The sequence below is a fragment of the Mesorhizobium sp. WSM4829 genome, assembly GCF_055811475.1.
Map to the genome: position 1 here is coordinate 22,043 of NZ_JBVVQJ010000028.1, position 16,026 is coordinate 38,068.

General features: G+C 62.2%; 18 protein-coding genes and 2 pseudogenes. 12 read left to right on the top strand and 8 right to left on the bottom strand.

The window, feature by feature from the left end:
* Positions 1-30: 30 nt before the first annotated feature.
* Entirely contained in the window at positions 31-432 is a 402-nt protein-coding gene (locus tag AC0L17_RS23820) for a Kazal-type serine protease inhibitor family protein (protein WP_473508327.1), read from the bottom strand.
* A gap of 500 nt (positions 433-932) precedes the next feature.
* On the opposite strand from AC0L17_RS23820, the gene AC0L17_RS23825 reads away from it, so the two are divergent.
* The 3 genes from AC0L17_RS23825 to AC0L17_RS23835 all read left to right on the top strand — a co-directional run bounded on the left by AC0L17_RS23825 (position 933) and on the right by AC0L17_RS23835 (position 2,262).
* Positions 933-1,145, top strand: coding sequence for a cold-shock protein (locus tag AC0L17_RS23825; RefSeq protein ID WP_023799871.1), 213 nt, complete (start codon positions 933-935; stop codon positions 1,143-1,145).
* A 255-nt stretch (positions 1,146-1,400) separates the two neighbouring features.
* Positions 1,401-1,613, top strand: a complete 213-nt coding sequence (locus AC0L17_RS23830; RefSeq protein WP_006202521.1) for a cold-shock protein — start codon at positions 1,401-1,403, stop codon at positions 1,611-1,613.
* 232 nt (positions 1,614-1,845) lie between these two features.
* Entirely contained in the window at positions 1,846-2,262 is a 417-nt protein-coding gene (locus AC0L17_RS23835) for a BA14K family protein (RefSeq protein ID WP_473517613.1), read from the top strand.
* Positions 2,263-2,374: 112 nt separating this feature from the next.
* On the opposite strand, the gene AC0L17_RS23840 is transcribed toward AC0L17_RS23835, so the two are convergent.
* The 3 genes from AC0L17_RS23840 to AC0L17_RS23850 form a co-directional block, all read right to left on the bottom strand.
* A complete protein-coding gene (locus AC0L17_RS23840; protein ID WP_473517614.1) occupies positions 2,375-3,016 on the bottom strand; it encodes an MBL fold metallo-hydrolase in 642 nt (213 codons plus the stop codon).
* Between the two features lie 264 nt (positions 3,017-3,280).
* Entirely contained in the window at positions 3,281-3,598 is a 318-nt protein-coding gene (locus AC0L17_RS23845; protein ID WP_027151066.1) for a hypothetical protein, read from the bottom strand.
* A 144-nt stretch (positions 3,599-3,742) separates the two neighbouring features.
* On the bottom strand, positions 3,743-4,636 hold the full coding sequence (locus tag AC0L17_RS23850) for a branched-chain amino acid aminotransferase (protein WP_091598375.1): 894 nt from the start codon (positions 4,634-4,636) through the stop codon (positions 3,743-3,745).
* 243 nt (positions 4,637-4,879) lie between these two features.
* On the opposite strand from AC0L17_RS23850, the gene AC0L17_RS23855 reads away from it, so the two are divergent.
* The 4 genes from AC0L17_RS23855 to AC0L17_RS23870 all read left to right on the top strand — a co-directional run bounded on the left by AC0L17_RS23855 (position 4,880) and on the right by AC0L17_RS23870 (position 8,873).
* Positions 4,880-5,413 (top strand): MarR family winged helix-turn-helix transcriptional regulator, encoded by a 534-nt coding sequence (locus AC0L17_RS23855; RefSeq protein ID WP_031255243.1) that lies wholly within the window; start codon positions 4,880-4,882, stop codon positions 5,411-5,413.
* The gene (locus AC0L17_RS23860) at positions 5,400-6,119 is read left to right on the top strand and encodes a response regulator (RefSeq protein WP_036261013.1); all 720 of its coding nucleotides are present in this window, start codon (positions 5,400-5,402) and stop codon (positions 6,117-6,119) included. The genes AC0L17_RS23855 and AC0L17_RS23860 overlap by 14 nt, the downstream gene beginning before the upstream one ends.
* Positions 6,120-6,171: 52 nt before the next feature.
* A complete protein-coding gene (locus tag AC0L17_RS23865) occupies positions 6,172-7,584 on the top strand; it encodes an ATP-binding protein (protein WP_287246397.1) in 1,413 nt (470 codons plus the stop codon).
* Positions 7,585-7,787: 203 nt separating this feature from the next.
* Complete coding sequence (locus tag AC0L17_RS23870) at positions 7,788-8,873, top strand: glycosyltransferase family 4 protein (protein ID WP_473517615.1); 1,086 nt, start codon at positions 7,788-7,790, stop codon at positions 8,871-8,873.
* A gap of 235 nt (positions 8,874-9,108) precedes the next feature.
* Here the strand turns inward: AC0L17_RS23870 and AC0L17_RS23875 are convergent.
* The 4 genes and pseudogenes from AC0L17_RS23875 to AC0L17_RS23890 form a co-directional block, all read right to left on the bottom strand.
* Positions 9,109-9,552: pseudogene (locus AC0L17_RS23875) on the bottom strand (YybH family protein).
* A 398-nt stretch (positions 9,553-9,950) separates the two neighbouring features.
* On the bottom strand, positions 9,951-10,310 hold the full coding sequence (locus AC0L17_RS23880) for a tRNA-binding protein (protein ID WP_027151061.1): 360 nt from the start codon (positions 10,308-10,310) through the stop codon (positions 9,951-9,953).
* Positions 10,311-10,328: 18 nt separating this feature from the next.
* Entirely contained in the window at positions 10,329-10,829 is a 501-nt protein-coding gene (locus AC0L17_RS23885) for a type III secretion system chaperone family protein (protein ID WP_006202532.1), read from the bottom strand.
* A 311-nt stretch (positions 10,830-11,140) separates the two neighbouring features.
* Complete coding sequence (locus tag AC0L17_RS23890; protein ID WP_473517616.1) at positions 11,141-11,443, bottom strand: accessory factor UbiK family protein; 303 nt, start codon at positions 11,441-11,443, stop codon at positions 11,141-11,143.
* Between the two features lie 175 nt (positions 11,444-11,618).
* Between AC0L17_RS23890 and AC0L17_RS23895 the strand changes: the two are divergent.
* The 5 genes and pseudogenes from AC0L17_RS23895 to AC0L17_RS23915 form a co-directional block, all read left to right on the top strand.
* Positions 11,619-11,756: pseudogene (locus AC0L17_RS23895) on the top strand (type II toxin-antitoxin system ParD family antitoxin); the annotation flags it as partial.
* Positions 11,757-11,882: 126 nt separating this feature from the next.
* Entirely contained in the window at positions 11,883-12,758 is an 876-nt protein-coding gene (lgt, locus tag AC0L17_RS23900) for a prolipoprotein diacylglyceryl transferase (protein WP_473517617.1), read from the top strand.
* 72 nt (positions 12,759-12,830) lie between these two features.
* Positions 12,831-13,919, top strand: coding sequence for a class I SAM-dependent methyltransferase (locus AC0L17_RS23905; RefSeq protein ID WP_473517618.1), 1,089 nt, complete (start codon positions 12,831-12,833; stop codon positions 13,917-13,919).
* A gap of 111 nt (positions 13,920-14,030) precedes the next feature.
* Entirely contained in the window at positions 14,031-14,825 is a 795-nt protein-coding gene (gene pgeF, locus AC0L17_RS23910) for a peptidoglycan editing factor PgeF (protein ID WP_473517619.1), read from the top strand.
* Positions 14,825-15,976, top strand: a complete 1,152-nt coding sequence (locus AC0L17_RS23915; RefSeq protein ID WP_091598395.1) for a M24 family metallopeptidase — start codon at positions 14,825-14,827, stop codon at positions 15,974-15,976. The genes pgeF and AC0L17_RS23915 overlap by 1 nt, the downstream gene beginning before the upstream one ends.
* Positions 15,977-16,026 lie beyond the last annotated feature (50 nt).

A 16,026-nucleotide genomic window follows, 5' to 3' on the forward strand; every position in this document is an offset into this window, starting at 1 on the left:
CCGCCCGGAGACGGGGAGGAAACCAGCCTCTCAGCAGGGACCGTCGTCGACGATGCGATAGTCGGCGGCGCGAGCCTCGCAGGCGTTGGGAAAGGTGCGCAACGCGCTGCCGCGGCGGGCGCAGACCGGGCGGTATTCGCGCGTGCAGAACGTCTGCTCTCCATCACCGCCACCGTCGCGGCACCGGCCGCCGCTGATGATGCGATATCCGGCCCGCTCGGCAAGGCAGGCATTGGCGAAGGTCTGGCGGTCGCCACCGCGCCGGGCGCAGACCGGATCATATTGTCTGGTGCAAAATTGCGGCTCGGGCCGAGGCGGGCGGTACCCCGGTCCGTCCTCCTCCACCACCACCGCGGTACAGGCTGCAAGTACTGCCGACAGCAACAGGATGGCAAAACCCTGTCGCGAGAAGATTGCCGCAGGAAATTTCATCACCAGACCTCCCTCGAGCCCCCGCTCCAATGCATGTCACCCAAAGCATGCCCACGGGACTCTGACCCGAGGGTGCGAAGCGGTTTGGGACAACGGCATGCCAAAAATGAAGCCGATCCTCGCCATTCCACCCGCCGAATGCAACCCCTGTTTGCAGGCTCCCAGCCCGCGTGGCCGGGCTATGGCCGACGACCACCGGACGAGAACACCGCTTTGTCGATGACGTGCGTGCGGACGCGCCCATGGGCGGCCGTTGGCGCTACCTTGCAACCACCGCGTTTCCGTGCGATAAATTTTGTGTTCGGGCATTTGCGACCCGGAGAGCGGAACGTTTTGGACGACCTTTCCCCGATACTGTGAATCTCTGACGGCCCCGTTTTTCGGCGGGGGGTTTTGACCATGCGCCAATGCATGACTGCCGAAGCAACCACCGGGACTTGCCCACGGCGTCAGGCGGCGGGCAAACCACAAAGACTGACACGGGTGAAGGAGTTTCCCCAATGGCCCAGACCGGCACCGTTAAATTCTTCAACGCTACCAAAGGCTTCGGCTTCATCACGCCAGATGACGGCGCCAAGGATGTGTTCGTCCACATCTCCGCGATCGAGGCTTCGGGCCTGCGCACGCTCGTCGATGGCCAGAAGGTCACGTTCGATGTCGAGCCCGACCGCATGGGCAAGGGACCGAAGGCGGTCAATCTCCGCGCGGACTGAATCGTCCGCGCGCGCACGTCCGCGCGGACGTGCCAGGAACGAGCCCGAGGCCGCTCCAAAGGCCTTGAACCGGCTTTCAGCGCCGGACCCGAGTTTCGAAGGCGCGGCGGTTTCGTCGCGCCTTTTTTCGTGGCAGGGCGGCAAGCCACTGCTCGCAAAACTTTCTCTTGCCGATGGCGCTAAAATAAACGACAAATTTCCACTCGGGCATTTGCCGGCCCGAGACTGGACTTGATGGGATCAAAGGAGCTTCCCATGCCGCAGACCGGCACCGTCAAATTCTTCAATCATGCCAAAGGCTTCGGCTTCATCACGCCGGATGATGGCGCGAAGGATGTCTTCGTCCATATTTCGGCCGTGCAGGCGTCGGGTCTTCCCGGTCTCGAGGATGGGCAGAAGGTAACATTCGACACCGAGCCGGACAAGCGCGGCAAGGGTCCGAAAGCCGTCAACCTGTCGATCGGCTGAGCCGAGCTCGAGACAGCATCGGACGATCCGCTGACGCAGCTCCGCTCCTTGTTGAGCATACGATATTTGTGCCTTGCGCCATGCCTGATCGATGAATCGACTGGTCCCAGCCCGCCAATTTCGTTCAGCCCCCGTTCAGCCACGGTCACCTATTAGTCTTCGGTAAAGCCGGACCGCATCCCCCAGATTACCCGGGCCGCAGATTACCCGGGCCGGCACGAAGGAGACCGAGATGAACCGAATTTTCAAGACCGCCGTCCTGTCCGCCGCAATTGTTGCAACCACGCTCGCGACCTTGCCGGCGGCCAGCGCTGGTGACTGGCGCCACCGGCACCACCATCGTGGTAATGGCGATGCGATCGCGGCAGGCGTCCTTGGCCTCGCGGCCGGCGCCCTGATCGTTGGTGCGCTCAACAACCCGCAGCCCAGCTATTACGACCCCGGCTATGACGATTATGGTCGTTATCCACGGCCGGCCCCGGTGCGCCGCTACTACGCGGAACCGCGGGTCGTCTACAACGACGGCTATGCCGAGCCATGGACCCGCGGCTGGTATGAATATTGTTCGGATCGCTATCGCTCTTTCAACGGCCGCACCGGCACGTTCACCGGCTATGACGGCGAACAGCATTTCTGCACCGCGAACTGAGGCTTCCCTGCCCCCCAAAAAGCGCTGTCCGCAAGGCCAGCGCTTTTTTTCGGCGTCATAAGGAAAGGAGAGACCGACGCGCGCCGCGTGACGCTCCGCAGCCACGACGCGTTTAAATCAGGAAGGGGTTGCTCCGGCGCTCCTCGCCGAAGCGGCCGCCGGGACCATGGCCGCAGATGAAGCCGATGTCGTCGCCGAGCGGCAGAAGCTTGTCCTTGATCGAGGCGATCAGCGCGGCGTGGTCGCCGCCCGGCAGATCGGTGCGCCCGACCGAGCCGCGGAACAACACGTCGCCAACATGGGCGAACTTCGCAGCACGATTGTAGTAGACGATATGGCCGGGCGCGTGGCCCGGGCAATGAAAGACTTCGAACGCGTGCTGGCCGAACGAGACGGTATCGCCTTCGCCGAGAAAGCGGTCGGGCACGCAGTTGCGCACCGGCTCGGTGATGCCGTAGTGTTTCGCCTGCTTCTCGAGATTGGCAAGCAACGGACGGTCGGCCTCATGCGGGCCGATGATCTCGATGCCGAGCGCGTCCTTCAGCTCCATGGCGCCGCCGGCGTGGTCGATGTGACCATGCGTGATCCAGATCGCGCCGGCGTTGATCGCATTGTCCTTGAGCACTGCCAGCACCTTGTCGATGTCGCCGCCGGGATCGACGACGACGCCTTGCCTGTCGTCCATGTCGAAGAGGATGGTGCAGTTTTGCTGGAAGGCCGTGACCGGCACGATGCCGGCGTTGAGCTGACCCATGATCGTCCTTTCGCTGTGTCGCTTCTGATTTAGAGACACATGCGAACGTCGTCCACCGCATCCGGCTGTCGCGACAACGCCAAAATGAAATGGGCGGCCGAAGCCGCCCACGCAAAAGCCCGAAACCGCTAAAGCGCGTCGCGGCTGAATGGATTCATGCGACGCGCTTTAGGTTATTGTTTTTATGCATGTCGTTATCGCAAAACCGCTGCGCACCACGGGTCACGCCCTGGAGGGCATGCTTTTGCGCGACATGCATTAAGCTTACTTCTTCGTCGCGTTCATGACCGCGCCGATGATGGCCGTCAGGATGGCGCCACCACCAGCACCGCCGAGGATGTTCTGCACATTCAGCGCGCTGCCCAATCCGCCCGTTGCCGCTGCGGCCGCAGCCGGATCGATCGTGCCGCCGCCGAGCAGGCTGCCGAGGATGGCCGCACCGCCGACGCCGCCAAGGGCGCCGCCGAGGATTTTGGTAAGCTGCCCCATTGCCGCTGTCTTGAGCGCGGCGCCCACCGCCTGGCCACCAATGACACCCATAATCACCTGAACAATGATCTGAAGAAGCGTGTTCATGTCCATATTACCAGTCCCTCCATAGCTGCCAGCCTCCCTGGCGACAGCATCATGAGACGCCGAACTGGACGAAAGTCAAATGCCGAGGTGCTTAAATAAAAGGGGCAGTCCGAAAACCGCCCCTACTTGTTAAAAAAGTTGTGACTTTCGTTATTCTGCGGCAATCGCATGCTTGGGTTGAACGGCTGCAGAATAGTCGTTCATCAGAGTCTTGGCGATTTCGCCCACCTCGAATCGGTATGGACCGATTTCTGAAACGGGCGTCACCTCGGCCGCCGTTCCGGTGAGGAAGCACTGCTGGAAGCCTTCGAGTTCTTCCGGCATGATGGTGCGCTCGATCACCTCGAAGCCGCGATCCTTGGCAAGACCGATGACTGTACGGCGGGTGATGCCGTCGAGGAAGCAATCGGGGGTGGGTGTGTGGATCTTGCCGTCCTTGACGAAGAAGATGTTGGCGCCGGTTGCTTCCGCAACCTGGCCGCGCCAGTCGAGCATCATGGCGTCGGCATAGCCTTTGGCTTCGGCGGCATGCTTGGACATGGTGCAGATCATGTAGAGGCCGGCAGCCTTCGATTTCGACGGCGCGGTGCGCGGATCGGGGCGGCGCCATTCGGCCAGATCGAGGCGGATGCCCTTCAGCTTCTGTGCCGGATCGAAATAGCTGGGCCACTGCCAGATGGCGATGGCGCAGTTGATCCGGCTGTTTTGCGCCGAGACGCCCATCTGTTCGCTGCCGCGCCAGGCGATCGGCCGGACATAGGCATCCTGAAAACCCTGCTTCTTCAACAGCGTGCGGCAGGCGTCGTCGATCTCGGCAACCGAATAAGGAATCTTGAAGCCGAGCAGGCGTGCCGATTCGTGCAGGCGCTCGCTGTGGTCGGTCAGCTTGAAAATCTCGCCGCCATAGGCGCGTTCGCCCTCGAATACCGCGCTGGCGTAGTGCAGGCCATGGGTCAGCACGTGGATCTTGGCGTCGGCCCATTGGACGAACTCGCCGTTCATCCAGATAAAGCCGTCCATTTGGTCAAAGGGAACGGATGCCATGGTAACCTCCCGCGGGCGGCCGCCCGCACATTATCGTTGCGCGTTTCTTGTCAGCCGCACCGGGCGGCCACTATCTCGAAGCGTAGGCGGATATATAAGGTCTGGCAAACACAGGAAGTTCCGGAAAAACGGCTTTCCCTTGCCTTTTCGTTCGCAATCCGCCGAAAAGCTTGTCAAAAATTACCATTGCCGGGAAATTACGTCAATAGTACTGACATAATTTCCCTTTCGCACGGAGAAAAGATGACGGATCGCAGCCACCCAGCCGGAAAACCGATCAGGACGGCGATCACCGACGAGGACGGCATCGACTTTGCCATCATCGAACTGTTCTTCTTCGCCTATCGCGATTTTACCTCCGATCCGGACCAGATCCTGTCCGACTATGGTTTCGGCCGCGCCCATCACCGGGTTCTGCATTTCGTCAATCGCAGGCCGGGCCTGACGGTCGCCGAACTCCTCGACGTGCTGAAGATCACCAAGCAGAGCCTGGCGCGCGTGCTCAAGCAACTGATCGACACCGACCACATCGTCCAGTTGCAGGGCCCGCGCGACCGCCGCCAGCGCGAGCTCTATCCGACAGCCAAGGGCCGCGCCCTGGCGCTGGCGCTGGCACGGCCACAGTCACGCCGCATCCATGCTGCATTGGAAGATTCCGGAGCCACCGAACGCGCCTTGATCGAGCGCTTCCTGGAAGCGATGGTCAATCCGGAACTAAGGGCGCAGATCGACATTGTGCCCGCAAAAACGTCAGGGAAAAGCCATGGAGACCATTGAAAGGGTTGATCAACCGGCAGCACCGGACGACGATGCGCCGCATCTGCTGGTGATTGATGACGATACCCGTATCCGCAATCTTCTCAAACAATATCTGACCGAAAACGGCTTTCGCGTCACCGTTGCCGGAAATTCCGGCGAAGCGCGGCGCAAGCTCGCCGGCCTCGATTTCGATCTGCTCGTGCTTGATATCATGATGCCGGGCGAAACCGGCGTCGATCTCGCCAAGGCGTTGCGGGCAACCAAGAACGTGCCGATCCTGATGCTTACCGCGCTGTCCGAGACCGACAGCCGGATCACCGGGCTCGAGGCCGGCGCCGACGACTATCTGCCGAAGCCTTTCGATCCCCGAGAATTGATCCTGCGCATCAACAACATCCTGCGCCGCGGCGGTCCTGCAACGACGCCCAAGGTCGAGCAGCTGGTTTTCGGGCCTTACACGTTCCAGATCGCCAGGCGGGAGCTCAAGCGCGGCGGCGAGGCTTTGAAGCTGACCGACCGCGAGCAGGAGATCCTGGCGATCTTCGCGGCCCGGGCCGGCGAAACGATACCGCGTCATGAACTTGTCGGCGACGAATCCGAAGTCGGCGAGCGCACCATCGACGTCCAGATCAACAGGCTGCGCCGCAAGATCGAGCGCGATCCGTCCAATCCGGTCTGGCTGCAGACCGTGCGCGGTATTGGGTATCGGCTCAGCGTGGAATAGACTGCCGCCCGCAGCCCCTTGTCGAGTGGCTGCGGATGAGCAAAAAGGGCGAATGGCGACCACGCAACTGGAACGGCCGGGAGATCGCGGCTTGAGCGCTCGCGCCAGGCGGGCACTGAAGGCCGTGCCGCTTGCCTGGAAACGGTTCTGGCGCCTCGTTTCGCTTTACATGCCGAAGCGGCTCTATGCCCGCTCGCTGATCATCGTCATCGCGCCGATGATCCTGCTGCAATCGGTCCTCGCCTTTGTCTTCATGGAACGCCACTGGCAGACCGTGACGCAGCGCCTGTCGCAGGCCACGGTCCGCGACATTGCCGCGATCGTCGACCTGGTGGAAACCTATCCGCACGACGCCGACTACGCCAACCTCATCCGCATCGCGCAGGATCGCATGCAGCTGAAGATCGACTTGCTGCCGCCCGATCCGCTGCCGGCGCCCGGTCCAAAGCCGTTCTTCTCGATCCTCGACGAAATTCTCTCGTCCGAGATCACCCATCAGATCAACCGTCCGTTCTGGATCGATACGGTCGGCAATTCCAATATCATCGAAGTCCGCGTCCAGCTCGAAGGCAAGGTGCTGCGCGCCTTCGTGCGCCGCAGCCAGGCCTATGCCTCGAACACACACATTTTCCTGATCTGGATGGTCGGCACCTCGCTGGTGCTGCTGATGATTGCCATCCCGTTCCTGCGCAACCAGATCCGGCCGATCCTGACGCTGGCCGAGGCCGCCGAAAGTTTCGGCAAGGGCCGGCCGATGCCGCTCGATTTCCGTCCGCGCGGCGCCGAGGAGGTTCGCCGCGCCGGCTTTGCCTTCATCCAGATGCGCGAACGCATCGAACGCCAGCTCGAACAGCGCACCGCCATGCTGAGCGGCGTCAGTCACGATTTGAGGACCATCCTCACGCGCTTCAAGCTGCAGCTTGCGCTGACCGGGACCAAGGCCGACACCGAGGCGCTCGGCCAGGACATCGACGACATGCAGTCCATGCTGGAAGGCTATCTCGCCTTTGCCCGCGGCGAGGCAACGGAAGACGCTGGCCGTTTCAACCTTGAAGCCTATTTCGACAAGCTCGGCGAGGAGGCGACGCTGCGCAAGCGCAAACTGTCGACCTCGCTCGCCGGCGATCCAAATGTGCATGTGCGGCCCCACGCCTTTGCCCGGCTGTTGTCCAATGTCGTCGGCAACGCCTTCCGTTATGCCAAGACGGTTGAGATCAACGCCAACCACGGCCGCGGCTCGCTGCTCGTTACCATCGACGACGACGGTCCGGGCATTCCGCCTGAAAAGCGCGAGCACGTGTTCAAGCCTTTCGTGCGGCTTGATGAAGCCCGCAACCTCGATGCCAGCGGCACCGGCCTTGGCCTTGCCATCGCACGCGACATTGCCCGCAGCCATGGCGGCGACATCATGCTCGACAAGAGCCCGCTCGGCGGCTTGCGCGCCGTCATCAAGGTTCCGGCCTGAATTAGAGCGACGTGCGTCCTTGGACGCACAAAGTGCGCTCTACACATAGAACCCACGCGACGTGCGTCCAATTGGACGTACTGCCTTCATCGGCCCGTCATGAAACCATGCTGAAGAGCGCGCATGAAGCGCGTGATCCTGATTGATTCGGCCTTGCGGCCCCGCATCAAGGAAACCGACGACCTTTCAAGCAAAGGCCTGCTATGCGCATCCTGATGGTGACCGACGCCTGGCGCCCGCAAGTCAACGGCGTTGTCCATACGCTGGAACGGCTTTCAGAAACCCTGAAATCGTTCGACGTCGAGACGGACTTCCTGACCCCGAATATCTTTCGCACCTTGCCGCTGCCGACCTACCCGGACATCCGGCTGGCGCTGACGACGCCAGGCCGCGTGGCGCGCCTGATCGAAGCGCGCAATGCCGATCATATCCATATCGTCACCGAGGGGCCGCTCGGTATGATGGCGCGGCGCTATTGCCGCAAGGCCGGCCGGCCGTTCACGACCAGCTATCACACGCGCTTTCCGGAATATCTGAGCGCGCGGCTGCCCATACCGGAAGCCTGGGCCTATCGCTGGCTTCGCGATTTCCACAATTCCGGACAAGGCACGCTGGTCGCCACCCAGTCTCTGGCGGACGATCTGGCGTCGCGCGGCTTCACCAAGCTCAGGCCATGGACGCGCGGCGTCGATACCGACCATTTCCGGCCGGACAAGAAAAAGGATCTGGGGCTCGAGCGACCGATCTTCCTCTGCGTCGGCCGCGTCGCGATCGAAAAGAACCTGGCCGCCTTCCTCGACCTGGATTTGCCCGGCAGCAAGGTGGTCGTCGGCGAGGGACCTGAGTTGGCCAGGCTCAAGGCGAGATACAACGATGCCCATTTCCTTGGCCACCGCCCGAACGACGAACTGGCCGAAATCTATGCCTCGGCCGATGTCTTCATTTTTCCCAGCCGCACCGACACGTTCGGCAATGTCATCATCGAGGCGCTGGCCAGCGGCACGCCGGTCGCAGCCTATCCGGTGACCGGGCCGATCGACATTGTCGGCGACGGCGTCGGCGGAGCCGTATCGAACGATTTGCGTGAGGCCGCGCTCGCCGCGCTCGATGTCGACCGCGCCGAAGCGCGCCAACGGGCAATGCGCTATAGCTGGAAGGCCTGCGCGGAGATGTTCCTGGAAACGGTTGGAGAGGCGCTGGGCACCCAGCGGAAACTGACACCACCTTTCGTCATCCACGGGCGAAGCGGCGGCAACGCCGGCGCGCAGACCCGAGGATCCATTTCGTGATCTGCGAGCGGCCCGTTTCGGTGAAGAACTTGTTGGGTTGAGGCGGCGGCGGGCCGCACTTACTCCGCAGGTTCATCCGGAACGCTTTGCCGAAACCAGGCAAGCGGAGGCGCTGATTGATTTCAATTACTTGCGCCAGTGTGCAGCTCTTGGCGTCCGTCTGGATCGTGACTGCGCTAGCTGAGGCAGCGACCCGGTAGCGCACCCCTCCCGTCGGAAGCAAGAACGACGTTGATCAGTTGAAGGTGTGCAGCCGGAGTTTCAGGCTGCCATCTGCCTGCTTTTCGAAGACGTGGGTTGCCACCCCGGCCCACGGCTGATCCGCACCATTGGCGTCTTTACCCTTGGCCGACCATTTCGCCGTGCCAAACAGCAGGTTGCCGTCACCTCCTGCTTCGATCAGTTCGAGCTTGTGGCCTGTCACTCCATGCCGAAGAGGCCGCCAAAGAATTTCTCGACCCCGTCCGGTGCCTTGATGACGTCATGGGTGGCGGGCAAGAAGATCGCGTCGTCGGTGTAGAACGCCGCAACCGCCTTTGCGTCTGCTTTATTGAAAGCAGCGTCCCAGGCCACGTAAGCGGCTTTCACCTGATCGTCGACGGGGTCAGCGTTGGCGGACGACCACGAAAAAGAGGCAAAGGGAAAGCACAGCGAAAATCGCAGTCAGCAGTCGAACCATCGTATCCTCCCGAGAATTGGCGGCACAGCTCGACAGATGCCGCGTCAAAACAATAAGCCTGGACTGTTGGACTGTCGACTAATCCGTTTGGGGTGGTCCAAACCATCTAATCTCTCAAGGGCTCTTCGACTGAAAATCGATCGAATGGCCGCCCACAACGAAACCTCAATCGATGTTGTCGCCGAGGTTCTGGTGATCACGACTTTGGGGAAACCACGCGCTTCATCCTCGTGCCGATGGTCGAGTTCAAACAATTGCTCGCACCTATAACTGTCCAGAGCGCAACCATTTTTCGTGGGAGATCGGTGGAGCTCGCATCAGAATGGCGCGCTCGATGCGTTTGAGATCAAACCCAGGAACGGCCACGGAAAGTCTGCGCGTCGGCTTCGGTGACGAAGCTAGAACAGTCGGCCGCCGTCAGGCACCCTGCGTTCGATCGCGCCGAGGACGACCGCACCCTCCTCGTCGGGAAAGCCAAGCGTCAGCACTTCCGACATGAAGGGGCCGATCTGCCGCGGCGGAAAATTGACCACCGCGAACACCTGCCGGCCGATCAGCGTCTCGGGCGCATAGTATTTGGTGATCTGCGCCGACGATTTCTTGACCCCGATGTCAGCGCCGAAATCGATCTTCAGCTTGATCGACGGCTTGCGCGCCTCGGGAAACGGCTCGGCCTCGACGATCGTGCCGGCGCGAATGTCGACACGGTCGAAATCGGCGAAGCTGATCTCTGGCTTGCGCTGGCTGCTCGAACTCATGGCGGATCAGGACCTGGCTCAGGCGTTTCCGTAGGTCTCGAACAGGACGCCGGCCAGCGCATCCTTGGCCGAGGTTCCCGACCAGACGACGAATTGGAACGCCTGGAAGTAGCATTCGCAGGCTTCCAGCGCCGACGACAACAGCACCTCGACCTGCTGGCTCGACGGCTCGACCCCGCCGGCGAGCAGCAGCGACTGGCGGAACATGATCGCGCCCTCCTGCTCCCAGAGGTCGAAATGGCCGAACAGCATCTGCTCGTTGATCAGCGAAAGCAGCCGCATCACTTCGAGCGCGCGCGCCTCCGGCACCTTGATGTCGAAAGCGCAGGCCAGATGCAGCGCCTCGAAATCCTCCATCCAGGAAAATGAGACGTGGTAGTCGGTCCAGCTTCCGGCAACCGAAATCGAAATCTCGTCGTCGCCGGCCCGTTCGAAGGACCAGTCGTTGTTGTGCGCCACCTGCTCGATAACATCCACCGGATGGATTTCGCGCGAGAATTCGAGTTCGAGAAGTTCCATGAATGCTTCCTGTCGTTCCTTCGCCTCGGCCGGCGGGGCACCCACAACGAACAATTTTGTCTAGAACTCGGACGGCCGGGACTTCGTCAACGCACAAAGACCCCAGACCGGACCCTACCGCCCGGCGCATGACCCTGCTCCGAATCATGCAACAAATTCAGTCTATTGATCGGGAGTCGCGTGACCAGCCCAATTTTTCGCACTGCGTCATTCGCATGTGGAAAGCCGCTGTCACAAAGATTCACGCAATGCCGGTAAGCGATTCACGACAAAGCGCTTTTTGCGATTGTGCTTTGTGGAAAAGTTTAACGTTATTTTTTTGGTCTGGGCTTTGCCGCAGCCGCAGGCGCGGCCTGCCCGGTCAGTTCGGCGAGCTTTGCCTCGAGCGTCTCGATGCGCGCAGCGAGACGGGTGTTTTCTTCCCTGGCTTTTATCGCCATGTCGCGGGCGGCCTCGAATTCTTCGCGCTGCACCAGGTCCATCGAGTTGAGAACACGCTCGGCCTGCCCCTTGAAGGCGGTTTCCACTTCGCGGCGCACGCCTTGCGCGGCACCCGCAGCGTCGGTCATCAGCTTGGCGAACTCATCGAGAATGCGGTTCGGTCCGGTCGACATGGCAAATCCTCGCTTGCTCGATTTGACGTAGTGGCGCGCGACGCGGAATGCAAGAACGTTGAGGCTGCTGCGTCATCAAGTCGATGCAATTTGACCTAGTCTCGCAAGCCATAGCTGGTACCATCCAAGGAAGAGCATTCTGACGGGGACTGCAATGGCTTTCAGTGCGAATTTGGACCAGCGTCTTGCCGCACGCGACGCCGCGCTCGCCAAGGGCATCGGCGATGCCGACGCAGGGCGGGTGAAGCCTGCGGAAGAGGTGCTTGACCGCCTGGAGGCCAAATACAGGGCATTGGCCGGGACCAAGCTGTGAGGCGGCAGTACCGGCACGATCAGCCTGCTTCCCGAAGCCGTATTTGCCGCGCCAGCGTCGCCTTGACCGGGCCAAAACCCTGCCGCATGGTCCGCGCCCGAACGTGATCGCAACCGGGAGATCCTGTTGAGCGAATATCTTATGCTGCCGCTGGCCGCCCTTCCCTTCCCCAACATCGACCCGGTCATCGTCCAGATCGGACCGCTGGCGGTGCATTGGTATGGCGTCGGCTACATCGTCGGCATTCTCTTCGCCTGGTGGTATGCCAAGCGGCTCGTCACCAATGCTAGGCTCTGGCCCGACGGCACCATGCCAATGCGGCCCGAGGATCTCGACGACTTCATCGTCTGGGCGGCTATCGGCGTGGTGCTTGGCGGGCGTGTCGGCTACGTGCTGTTCTACGACCTGCCGCGCTACATCGCTCAACCGTTCGATATCCTTGCCGTCTGGCAGGGCGGCATGTCGTTCCATGGCGGGCTGCTCGGCGTCATTCTCGCCATGACGCTGTTTTCCTGGTCGCGCGGCATCCGCACATGGTCGCTGTTCGACGTGGTGGCGGCCGGCGTGCCGGTCGGCCTTGGCCTCGTCCGCATGGCGAATTTCATCAACTCCGAACTCTGGGGCCGGCCGACCAACGTGCCATGGGCTGTCGAATTCCCCAATGGCGGGCCCTTTGCGCGCCATCCGAGCCAGCTCTACGAGGCGCTGCTCGAAGGCCTGGTGCTGTTCCTGGTCCTGCGCTTCCTCACCCATTCCAGGCTCAAGCTGAAGACGCCGCGCTTCGTCGGCGGCGCCTTCATCGCCGGCTACGGTCTCTCGCGCATCCTTGTCGAATTCTTCCGCGAGCCCGACCAGCAGCTCGGCTACCTCCTCGGCACCAACTGGCTGACGATGGGCATGGTGCTGTCGCTGCCGATGCTGCTGGCCGGCATCTGGGCGATGGTGACCGCTACCGCATCGGCCCAAAAATCGGAATCGATTTTGGGGAAGCACGATGCGTAGAATCAAAGTGCCAGGGCGTACTTTCCAAATGGACGCACGTCGCCCTAGGGCGGTAACACAGCCACAGCCGGTATGACGCGGCTGAAAACCCGCATCGTCGAGCTGATCGGTGCGGCGGGGCCGATCCCCGTCAACCACTACATGGCGCTTTGCCTGTTCGATCCGCTGGACGGCTACTATACGACGCGCGAGCCGTTCGGGGCTGCCGGCGACTTCGTCACCGCACCGGAGATCAGCCAGATGTTCGGCGAGCTGATCGCCGTCTGGCTCTACGAAGCCTGGCTGGCGACCGGCCGGCCGATGCCGGCCACCATCGCCGAGATCGGCCCCGGCCGCGGCACGCTGATGAAGGACATGCTGCGCACGCTTTCGCGGCTCGATCCGGCGCTGACCGCCGGTGCATCGTTCGCCATGATCGAGACCAGTCCGCGACTGGCCGATGTCCAAAGGCAAACGCTTGTCGCCACGCCGGCCGCGATCGGCTGGCACGAAAGCATCGACACGCTGCCGCAGACCCCGCTTTTCATCGTCGGCAACGAATTGTTCGACGCGGTGCCGATCCGTCAGTTCGTCCGCGCCGGAACAGGCTGGCGCGAACGGATGATCGGCCTCGATGGCGCCGACGAATTGCACGTCTTCGCCGGCGCCGGCTCGGTCGATCCAACACTGTTGCCGGACGATGCCGAAAACGCGCCACAGGGCGCGATCGTCGAGGTCGCGCCGGCCCGAGCCGCGCTGATGGCGACCATCGCCGAGCGCTTGGCCGGGCTCGGCGGCGCCGGCCTGTTCCTCGACTATGGCTACCTCCAGCCAGGGATCGGCGACACGTTGCAGGCCCTGCGCAGGCACGATCACGAAGATGTGCTGGCCAATCCGGGCGAAGCCGATCTCACCGCCCATGTCGATTTCGCCGCCCTTGCCGCGGTTGTGCGGGCGCATGGCCTCGATGCCCATCTCTCCACGCAAGGCGAATTCCTGGTGGAAATGGGGCTTCTCGAACGCGCCGGCCAGCTCGGCGCCAATGCCAATGAGGCGGCTCGCGAAAAGATTGCGGGCGAGGTCGAACGCCTCGCCGGCCCGCAAGCCATGGGCGACCTGTTCAAGGTGCTTGCTGTCCTGCCTGCCGGCATCGCCGTTCCGCCCTTTGCAACGGCGGATTGACTTTTCACTGCCGCCTCTCCCACTCTCCCGTCTTCCGACTGTCGCCGTTGGACCGTTGCCATCTTTCGACTGTCGCTTGACGAAATCGCTCTCACGGACAACAACGCAGCCATGCTGAATCAGACGAAACCGGATCCCGTTCGGTCGCCCTTGCTGGAGAAAGCGCGGGCGCAAGGCATTCGCCACGGCTATTTCACCCGCGTCGGCGGCGTCTCCAGCGGCATCTATCAGGGCCTCAACATCGGCACCGGCTCGAGCGACGACCAGACGCAGGTCGCCGAGAACCGCCGCCGCGTCGCCGACTGGATGGGCGTGCCATCAAGCCATCTGTTGACCGCCCACCAGATCCATTCGCCCGACGTCGTCATCGCCAGGGAGCCTTTTTCCGGCGAGCGGCCGAGGGCCGACGCCGTCGTCACCGACCGGCCGGGGATTGCGGTGGGCGCCTCGACGGCCGATTGCGGACCGGTGCTGTTCGCCGATGCCGATGCACGAATCGTCGGCGCAGCCCATGCCGGCTGGAGGGGCGCCTTGTCAGGCGTGCTGGAAAACACCATTGCGGCAATGGAAAGCCTCGGCGCCCGGCGCGAGCGCATCGTTGCGGTTCTCGGCCCGTCCATCGGCCCGGAAAACTATGAAGTCGGCCCGGAATTCATCGCTCGTTTTGTCGAGGCAGATGCCGACAATATCAGCTATTTCGCGCCCTCGGCGAAGCCGGGACATGCAATGTTCGACCTCAACCGCTATACGGTCGATCGGCTGACCCGGGCCGGTGTCACCGCCGATGGGCTCGGCCGCTGCACCTACGCCGAGGAGGATCTGTTCTATTCCTACCGGCGCAGCACCCATCGCAAGGAGCCGGATTACGGGCGGCAGATTTCGGCAATCGTTTTGGAGACAGAATAATGGCGCTGCATTTCGAACGGTCGGAATTTGACGCGCGGCGCGATCGGCTGATGATCGAGATCGCCGAGAAGAAGCTCGACGCCGTCCTTTTGTTTGCGCAGGAGAGCATGTACTGGCTGACCGGCTACGATACGTTCGGCTTCTGCTTCTTCCAGTGCCTGGTGGTGAAGGCAGACGGCTCGATGATCCTGCTCACGCGCTCGGCCGATCTGCGCCAGGCGCGCCACACCTCGATCATCGACAACATCGTGCTGTGGACCGACCGCGACGGCGCCAATCCGGCGATCGACCTGCGCAATCTGCTCAACGACCTCGACCTGCTCGGCGCCCGCATCGGCGTCGAATACGACACCCACGGGCTGACCGCCTACAATGGCCGGCGCCTGGACGAGCAATTGCAGACCTTTGGCCAGATCGCCGACGCGTCCGGCATCGTCAGCCGGCTGCGCCTGTTCAAGAGCCCGGCCGAAATCGCCAAGGTGGAAAAGGCCGCAAATCTCGCCGACGACGCTCTGGACGCGGCCCTGCCGCTGATCAAGCAGGGTGGCGACGAAGCCTTGATCCTTGCCGCCATGCAGGGCGCGATCTTTGCCGGCGGCGGCGACTATCCGGCCAACGAGTTCATCATCGGCTCCGGCGTGGACGCACTGCTTTGCCGTTACAAGGCTGGCCGCCGCAAGCTGAGCAAGAACGACCAGCTGACGCTCGAATGGGCCGGCGTCTTCCACCATTACCATGCGGCGATGATGCGCACGGTGCTGACCGGCAAAGTGTCGAAACGTCACCAGGAACTGTTCGATGCGGCGCGCGCCGCACTTCTGGCGGTCGAAAAGGCGATGACGCCCGGAAATACCTTCGGCGACGTGTTCGACGCGCATGCCCGCACGCTCGAGGCGCACAATTTGACCAAGCACCGGCTCAACGCCTGCGGCTATTCGCTCGGCGCCCGCTTCACCCCATCATGGATGGACATGCCGATGTTCTATCAGGGCAATCCCGAACCGATCGCGCCGAACATGACGCTGTTCGCCCACATGATCATCATGGACTCCGAAACCGAGACGGCGATGACGCTTGGCCGCACCTATCTGACGACTGAATCGCAGCCGAAGCCGCTGTCCCGCCATGATCTCGACTTGATTGTGCAATGAATCCATAATGGTAAGAATGCAAAGAGGCGTTCATCGCCAGGGAGTTTTGA

Bases quoted from the DNA above. Each gene is read 5' to 3' on its own strand.
- AC0L17_RS23820 (WP_473508327.1), bottom strand. From the start codon at position 432: ATGAAATTTCCTGCGGCAATCTTCTCGCGACAGGGTTTTGCCATCCTG.
- AC0L17_RS23825 (WP_023799871.1), top strand. From the start codon at position 933: ATGGCCCAGACCGGCACCGTTAAATTCTTCAACGCTACCAAAGGCTTC.
- AC0L17_RS23830 (WP_006202521.1), top strand. From the start codon at position 1,401: ATGCCGCAGACCGGCACCGTCAAATTCTTCAATCATGCCAAAGGCTTC.
- AC0L17_RS23835 (WP_473517613.1), top strand. From the start codon at position 1,846: ATGAACCGAATTTTCAAGACCGCCGTCCTGTCCGCCGCAATTGTTGCA.
- AC0L17_RS23840 (WP_473517614.1), bottom strand. From the start codon at position 3,016: ATGGGTCAGCTCAACGCCGGCATCGTGCCGGTCACGGCCTTCCAGCAA.
- AC0L17_RS23845 (WP_027151066.1), bottom strand. From the start codon at position 3,598: ATGGACATGAACACGCTTCTTCAGATCATTGTTCAGGTGATTATGGGT.
- AC0L17_RS23850 (WP_091598375.1), bottom strand. From the start codon at position 4,636: ATGGCATCCGTTCCCTTTGACCAAATGGACGGCTTTATCTGGATGAAC.
- AC0L17_RS23855 (WP_031255243.1), top strand. From the start codon at position 4,880: ATGACGGATCGCAGCCACCCAGCCGGAAAACCGATCAGGACGGCGATC.
- AC0L17_RS23860 (WP_036261013.1), top strand. From the start codon at position 5,400: ATGGAGACCATTGAAAGGGTTGATCAACCGGCAGCACCGGACGACGAT.
- AC0L17_RS23865 (WP_287246397.1), top strand. From the start codon at position 6,172: ATGGCGACCACGCAACTGGAACGGCCGGGAGATCGCGGCTTGAGCGCT.
- AC0L17_RS23870 (WP_473517615.1), top strand. From the start codon at position 7,788: ATGCGCATCCTGATGGTGACCGACGCCTGGCGCCCGCAAGTCAACGGC.
- AC0L17_RS23880 (WP_027151061.1), bottom strand. From the start codon at position 10,310: ATGAGTTCGAGCAGCCAGCGCAAGCCAGAGATCAGCTTCGCCGATTTC.
- AC0L17_RS23885 (WP_006202532.1), bottom strand. From the start codon at position 10,829: ATGGAACTTCTCGAACTCGAATTCTCGCGCGAAATCCATCCGGTGGAT.
- AC0L17_RS23890 (WP_473517616.1), bottom strand. From the start codon at position 11,443: ATGTCGACCGGACCGAACCGCATTCTCGATGAGTTCGCCAAGCTGATG.
- AC0L17_RS23905 (WP_473517618.1), top strand. From the start codon at position 12,831: ATGACGCGGCTGAAAACCCGCATCGTCGAGCTGATCGGTGCGGCGGGG.
- pgeF (WP_473517619.1), top strand. From the start codon at position 14,031: ATGCTGAATCAGACGAAACCGGATCCCGTTCGGTCGCCCTTGCTGGAG.
- AC0L17_RS23915 (WP_091598395.1), top strand. From the start codon at position 14,825: ATGGCGCTGCATTTCGAACGGTCGGAATTTGACGCGCGGCGCGATCGG.